5 protein-coding genes are annotated in these 7,204 nt (G+C 71.9%); all 5 read left to right on the top strand.

Features of this window, described 5'->3' with window-relative positions; all coding sequences use genetic code 11:
- The first annotated feature begins 375 nt into the window (after positions 1 to 375).
- The 5 genes from nrtL (at position 376) to thrB (ending at position 6,914) form a co-directional block, all read left to right on the top strand.
- Entirely contained in the window at positions 376 to 1,758 is a 1,383-nt protein-coding gene (gene nrtL / locus ACWDZ7_RS05150; RefSeq protein ID WP_451794950.1) for an ArgS-related anticodon-binding protein NrtL, read from the top strand.
- Positions 1,759 to 1,822: 64 nt separating this feature from the next.
- Positions 1,823 to 3,214, top strand: a complete 1,392-nt coding sequence (gene lysA, locus ACWDZ7_RS05145; RefSeq protein ID WP_451794948.1) for a diaminopimelate decarboxylase — start codon at positions 1,823 to 1,825, stop codon at positions 3,212 to 3,214.
- Positions 3,215 to 3,393: 179 nt separating this feature from the next.
- Positions 3,394 to 4,683 carry a homoserine dehydrogenase gene (locus ACWDZ7_RS05140; protein WP_451795361.1) on the top strand — a complete coding sequence of 430 codons (1,290 nt, stop codon included), beginning with the start codon at positions 3,394 to 3,396 and terminating at the stop codon, positions 4,681 to 4,683.
- Positions 4,684 to 4,689: 6 nt separating this feature from the next.
- On the top strand, positions 4,690 to 5,748 hold the full coding sequence (gene thrC, locus ACWDZ7_RS05135; protein ID WP_451794947.1) for a threonine synthase: 1,059 nt from the start codon (positions 4,690 to 4,692) through the stop codon (positions 5,746 to 5,748).
- A gap of 248 nt (positions 5,749 to 5,996) precedes the next feature.
- On the top strand, positions 5,997 to 6,914 hold the full coding sequence (thrB, locus tag ACWDZ7_RS05130) for a homoserine kinase (RefSeq protein WP_451794945.1): 918 nt from the start codon (positions 5,997 to 5,999) through the stop codon (positions 6,912 to 6,914).
- Positions 6,915 to 7,204: the final 290 nt, after the last annotated feature.

Genomic DNA, 7,204 nt, shown 5'->3' with positions numbered 1-7,204 from the left:
CGGCGGCTGAACCGGACGAGCCGGACCGGCCCCTGCCACAGGCCGAGCCCGCCGCGCGCCCCGGCGACTGAACCAGGCCAGCCAGGCCAGCCAGCTCAGCCAGTTCAGCCAGCCCAGCCAAGCCAGTCACACCCACGGGCCGAGCCCGCCGCCGGCTCCCAGGCGCCCAGTCCCGCCTCGGCCTCCGGCCCCGTCCCCGGGACCCCGCCCCGGGACCCCGCCCAGCGACCCCGCCCCGGGACCCCGCCCAGCGACCCCGCCCCGGGCCCCCGCCCCGCGACCCCGGCCCCAGCCCCCAAGGCCCCCCGTCCACATCCCAAGACCATCCGGAAACCAAGTCGCCGACCCACCCCCCACCTCCCCTACGCTTGTCCCGTGACCCCCGTCGAGCTCTCCCGCACCGTGCTGCGTGCCATGCGTCATGCCGTAGACGCGGGTGAGCTCAGCCTGGTCTCCGTGCCTGAGAAGGCGGGGGTGGAGCGGCCCCGGCCCGGGGGATGCGGGGACTACGCCACCAACGTGGCCCTCCAGGTCGCCCGCGCCGCCGGGCGGACGCCCCGGCAGGTCGCCGAGGTGCTGTCCCCGCGGCTCGCCGCCGAGCCCGGCATCGCCGGCGTCGACATCACCGGGGCCGGCTTCCTCAACATCACCCTCGCCGAGGCGCCCTCCGTGGCCCTCGTACGTGAGGTCCGCTCGCGCGGCGTCCGCTACGGGCACCTCCCCGACACCGGGGAGCTCGCCCAGCTCCACACCCCCCATGACCTCCGCGCCGTCGTCCTCGCCGACAGCGTCCGTCGCATCCTGCGCTCCCAGGGGATCCTCGTCCGGGTCACCTCCGACGCGGCCCCCGAGAGGGAATGGGTCGACATCCTCGGGGTGAGGGTCGACGGGTACGGAACGCCCCCGGAGCCGCTTCCCACCCTGCGCCCCGTCCCGGCCCCCGCCGGCTCGGACCCCCTCCGTCTCGGCCGCGACGCCGCCCGCTGGGCCCTGCTCCACCCCGCCGCCCACGACCATCCCCGTATCGCCCCTGGCGCCGGCCCCGCGCAGGGCGGTAGCGACCCGCACCTCGTCCAGCGCGAGACCAACCCCCTCTTCCGGGTCCAGTACGCCCACGCCCGCTCCCGGGCCCTCACCCGCAACGCCGCCGAACTCGGCTTCGAGGCCGCCCCCGGCGACCTCGGCGACCTCGCCCCGGGCGACCGCGACCTCGCCCCCAGTGGCCGCCACGCCGCCCACGCCGCCCAAGGCGACCTCGGCAGCCCCGCCGCCTCGGGCGACCGCTCCAGCTCTGCCCGCAGAGGCCGCTCCGCCGCCCCCGGCGACCCCGCCCCCGGCGACCCCGCCCGCAGCAGCCGCCCCGCCGCCCCCGGCGACCCCGGTGGCCCCGCCCTCAGTGACCGCTCCGCCGCGCCCGGCAGCCCCGTCACCCCCGGCGACCTCGGCGGCCCCGCCCCTGGCAGCCGCTCCGCCGCCCCCGACGCCCCCACCCCCCCAGACCACCCCCTGCTCGACCACATAGCCGCCCACCCCCCCGTCCTCGCCGCCGCCGCCCGCCACCGTGCCCCCGACCGGCTCGCCCGGCACCTCGTCGGCACCGCTGACGCCCTGCTCGCGTATCAGCACACCGTTCTGCCGCTCGGTGACGAGAAACCCTCGGCCGCCCACCGCGCCCGGCTCGCGCTCGCCGAAGCCGCCGGGACGGTGCTCGCCGGTGGCCTGTCCCTGCTCGGCATCAGCGCACCCGAATACCTGTGACACCCGTGAGAGACGTGAGAGACGAGCGACGGGTGTCACCCGTGAGAGACGAGAGCACCGAGCCATGAGCCGTTCCGCACACCCCGCCGGGCCCCGCCACGCCGACGTCCTGCCCGAGGGCCACTACAGCGCGCCGCCCACCGACCTCAACGCCCTGGACCCCAAGGTCTGGTCCCGCACCGTCGCCCGCGCCCCCGAGGGCGTCGTCAGCGTGGGCGGCATCGAAGTGACGCGGCTCGCCGAGGAGTTCGGCACCCCGGCGTACTTCGTCGACGAGGCCGACTTCCGCGCCCGCTGCCGCGCCTGGCGCGACGCCTTCGGCACCGGCGCCGACGTCTTCTACGCCGGCAAGGCGTTCCTGTCCCGGGCCGTCGTGCGGTGGCTGCACGAGGAGGGGCTGAATCTCGACGTGTGCAGCGGCGGTGAGCTGGCCACCGCGCTCGCCGCCGGCATGCCCGCCGAGCGCATCGCCTTCCATGGGAACAACAAGACCCCGGATGAGATCGAGCGGGCCGTCGCCGTCGGCGTCGGGCGGATCGTCCTCGACTCCTTCCAGGAGATCGTGCGCGTCTCGCACATCGCCGAGCGGCTCGGCAAGCGCCAGCGCGTGCAGATCCGCGTGACCGTGGGCGTCGAGGCGCACACCCACGAGTTCATCGCCACCGCCCACGAGGACCAGAAGTTCGGCATCGCCCTCGCGGGCGGGCAGGCCGCCGAAGCCGTCCGGCGCGCCCTCAAGCTCGACGGGATCGAGCTCATCGGCATCCACTCGCACATCGGGTCGCAGATCTTCGACATGGCCGGGTTCGAGGTCTCCGCCCGGCGCGTCGTCCAGCTGCTCGCCGAGGTGCGTGACGAGCACGGCGTCGAACTCCCCGAGATCGACCTCGGCGGCGGCCTCGGCATCGCGTACACCTCGGACGACGACCCGCGCGAGCCGCACGAGATCGCCAAGGCCCTGAGCGAGATCGTCACCCGCGAATGTGCGGCCGCGAACCTCCGTACCCCCCGCATCTCCGTCGAGCCGGGGCGTGCCATCGTCGGTCCGACCGCCTTCACGCTGTACGAGGTCGGCACCATCAAGCCCCTCGAAGGGCTGCGTACGTACGTCTCCGTGGACGGCGGCATGTCGGACAACATCCGTACCGCGCTCTACGACGCCGAGTACACCGTCGCCCTGGTCTCCCGCTCCTCCGACGCCGAGCCCATGCTGGTGCGCGTCGTCGGCAAGCACTGCGAGAGTGGTGACATCGTCGTACGCGATGCCTTCCTGCCCGCGGACCTCGCGCCCGGCGATCTGATCGCCGTGCCCGCGACCGGCGCGTACTGCCGTTCGATGGCGAGCAACTACAACCACGCTCTTCGCCCGCCCGTCGTCGCCGTGGACGGCGGTGCGGCGCGGGTGATCGTCCGGCGTGAGACGGAGGAAGACCTCCTGCGTCTCGATGTCGGATGATGAACCAGCACCGGCACCGGCATCGGCACCGGCACCGGCACCGGCACCGGCACGGGTGACGAACCAAACGAACAATCGGATAATGAAATAGATGTCTCAGGATCCGGACAATGGACGGAAACTCCGTTCCGGTGGGTGAGACTGGTCCCACCGTAGATGTATGAGAAGTGAGGTCGATGATGCGTACGCGTCCGCTGAAGGTGGCGCTGCTGGGCTGTGGGGTTGTCGGCTCAGAGGTGGCGCGCATCATGACGACGCACGCCGATGACCTCACAGCCAGGATCGGCGCCCCGGTGGAGCTCGCCGGGGTCGCCGTCCGCCGCCCCTCCAAGGTGCGGGAGGGGATCGACCCCGCCCTCGTCACGACCGACGCGACCGCGCTGGTCAAGCGGGGGGACATCGACGTCGTCGTCGAGGTCATCGGGGGGATCGAGCCCGCCCGCGCCCTCATCACCACCGCGTTGGAGCACGGCGCCTCCGTCGTCTCCGCCAACAAGGCGCTCATCGCGCAGGACGGCGCCGCCCTGCATGCCGCCGCCGTCGAGCACGGGCGCGACCTGTACTACGAGGCCGCCGTCGCCGGTGCCATTCCGCTCATCCGGCCGCTGCGCGAGTCCATGGCGGGAGACAAGGTCAATCGCGTTCTCGGCATCGTGAACGGGACCACGAACTTCATCCTCGATGCCATGGACACCACCGGTGCCGGCTATCAGGAAGCCCTCGACGAGGCCACCGCCCTCGGGTACGCGGAAGCGGACCCGACCGCCGATGTCGAGGGCTTCGATGCCGCCGCCAAGGCCGCCATCCTCGCCGGTATCGCCTTCCACACGCGCGTGCGCCTCGACGACGTGTACCGCGAGGGCATGACCGAGGTGACCGCCTCGGACTTCGCGTCCGCGAAACGCATGGGCTGCACCATCAAGCTCCTCGCCATCTGCGAGCGGGCCGCTGACGGTGGGTCGGTGACCGCGCGCGTCCATCCCGCGATGATTCCGCTCAGCCACCCGCTGGCGTCGGTCCGTGAGGCGTACAACGCCGTCTTCGTGGAAGCGGAGGCCGCCGGTCAGCTCATGTTCTACGGGCCCGGCGCGGGTGGCTCGCCCACCGCGTCCGCCGTCCTCGGCGACCTCGTGGCCGTCTGCCGCAACAAGCTCGCCGAGTCCACCGGACCCGGCGACTCCGCGTACACCCAACTGCCCGTGGGCTCCATGGGCGAGGTTGTCACGCGCTACCACATCAGCCTCGACGTGGCCGACAAGCCGGGCGTGCTCGCCCAGGTCGCGACGGTCTTCGCCGAGCACGGCGTATCGATCGATACGGTCCGTCAGACGGGCAAGGACGGCGAGGCATCCCTCGTCGTCGTCACCCATCGCGCGCCCGACGCCGCCCTCACCGGCACCGTCGACGCGCTGCGCCGACTCGACACCGTGCGTGGTGTCGCCAGCATCATGCGGGTTGAAGGGGAGTAAGCAGCAATGAGCCACCAGTGGCGCGGAATCATCGAGGAGTACCGGGAACGTCTCCCGGTCTCGGACACCACGCCGGTCGTGACGCTTGGCGAGGGCGGTACGCCGCTCGTGCCCGCGCAGGTGCTCTCGGAGCGCACGGGCTGCGAGGTCCACCTCAAGGTCGAGGGTGCGAACCCCACCGGGTCCTTCAAGGACCGCGGCATGACCATGGCGATCACCAAGGCCAAGGAGGAGGGCGCGAAGGCCGTCATCTGCGCCTCCACCGGCAACACGTCGGCGTCCGCCGCCGCCTACGCCGTACGCGCGGGAATGGTCTGCGCGGTCCTCGTGCCGCAGGGCAAGATCGCGCTCGGCAAGATGGGCCAGGCGCTCGTCTACGGCTCGAAGATCCTTCAGGTCGACGGCAACTTCGACGACTGTCTGAACCTCGCGCGCGGCCTCTCCGAGAACTACCCGGTGGCGCTGGTCAATTCGGTCAACCCGTACCGCATCGAGGGCCAGAAGACCGCCTCGTTCGAGATCGTGGACGCCCTCGGCGACGCCCCCGACATCCACGTCCTTCCCGTCGGCAACGCCGGCAACATCACGGCGTACTGGAAGGGCTACAAGGAGTACGCCGGCGACTCGGTGTCGACGCGCACCCCCCGGATGTGGGGCTTCCAGGCCTCCGGTTCGGCGCCCATCGTGCGCGGCGAGATCGTCAAGGACCCCTCGACGATCGCCACCGCGATTCGCATCGGCAACCCCGCGTCCTGGCAGTACGCGCTCGACGCGCGCGACGAGTCGGGCGGCCTCATCGACGAGGTGACGGACCGTGAGATCCTGCGCGCCTACAAGCTGTTGGCGTCCCAGGAGGGTGTCTTCGTGGAGCCCGCGTCGGCCGCCTCGGTCGCCGGTCTGCTGAAGGCCGCCGAGCAGGGCCTGGTCGACAAGGGACAGAAGATCGTCTGCACCGTCACGGGCAACGGCCTCAAGGACCCGGACTGGGCCGTCGCGGGCGCCCCGCAGCCGGTCACGGTCCCGGTCGACGCGGCCACCGCGGCCGAGCGCCTCGGCCTGGCGTAACCGCCACAGCCAGGGAAAAACCCGCAACTCCGCACAGGGGGTGCACAGGGGGCTTACGACACGCATCGTGCGCCTCCTGTGCGCCCTATGTCGCCACAGAACCTTCCTTCGATAGGCTGTACCGAACCCGCCCCGCCGCATATGCCGCGGTGCCGCCGTCGTCCGCGGCCTTCGGGTGTTCCGTACATGTGGCACGTACGAAACTACGCAGCCTCACAAACACGCAGCTCAAGGAGAGTCATCGAGCGATGGCCGGTCCAGCGTTCCGCGCCGCCGCCGTCCGGGTGCGCACCCCCGCGACCAGCGCCAACCTCGGTCCGGGCTTCGATGCCCTGGGCCTGGCGCTGGGTCTGTACGACGACATCGTCGTCCGGGTGGCCGACTCCGGCCTGCACATCGACATCGCGGGGGAGGGCAGCAGCACCCTTTCGCGCGACGAGTCGCATCTGCTCGTACGTTCCCTGCGCACCGCCTTCGACCTGCTCGGCGGACAGCCGCGCGGTCTTGAGATCGTCTGCGCCAACCGCATCCCGCACGGGCGCGGGCTCGGCTCCTCGTCCGCCGCCATCTGCGCGGGCATCGTCGCCGCACGCGCCGTGACCATAGGTGGTGAGGCCAAGCTCGACGACGCGGCGCTGCTCGAACTCGCCACCGAGATCGAGGGCCATCCCGACAACGTCGCCGCCTGTCTGCTGGGCGGTTTCACGCTCTCCTGGATGGACTCCGGAGCGGCGCGCGCGATCAGGATGGAGCCCGCCGATTCCATCGTTCCGGTGGTTTTCGTCCCCGGGAAGCCCGTCCTCACCGAGACGGCGCGCGGCCTGCTTCCGCGCACCGTCCCGCACGTCGACGCGGCCGCCAACGCGGGCCGGGCGGCCCTGCTCGTCGAGGCCCTGACCAGGCGCCCCGAGCTGCTGCTCCCCGCCACCGAGGACCGTCTGCACCAGGAGTACCGCGCCCCGGCCATGCCGGAGAGCGCCGCCCTGGTGGAGCGGCTGCGCGCCGACGGTGTGCCCGCGATGATCTCCGGCGCGGGCCCCACGGTCCTCGCGCTGGCCGAAGACAGTGCGGCCGACAAGGTCGCACGCCTGGCGGGAGAGGGCTGGGCGGCCAACCGCCTGGCGCTCGACGCCGCGGGAACGAGCGTGCTGCCGCTCGCGCCCTGACGCAGGGAACGCAGTGAACGCAGGGAATTCGGGGTGTCCCGATTCCGAGAGGGGGAATGTTTGTTGGATCCGGTAGTGTTAATCTCAAGTCTGCACCCGACCTCACCATGGCGAGGTGCTTTGTGTCCCCGTCCGGGACAACCATTCTTCCGGGAGCCTCCCAAACTGCTTCGTGCCCCGCACTGAGCGGTCCTGAGCACGCTCCGGAACCGGCGTGACCGAGCCGAGTGACACCGCACATCAGTGGCACCGCGTCGGGACTCGCCATCACCAATGAATTCTTCCGCCTC

The sequence above is a fragment of the Streptomyces sp. NPDC003032 genome (genome assembly GCF_053591415.1).
The sequence above is the reverse complement of the archived record's forward strand: the minus strand, read 5'-3'. Positions and strand labels throughout refer to the sequence as shown.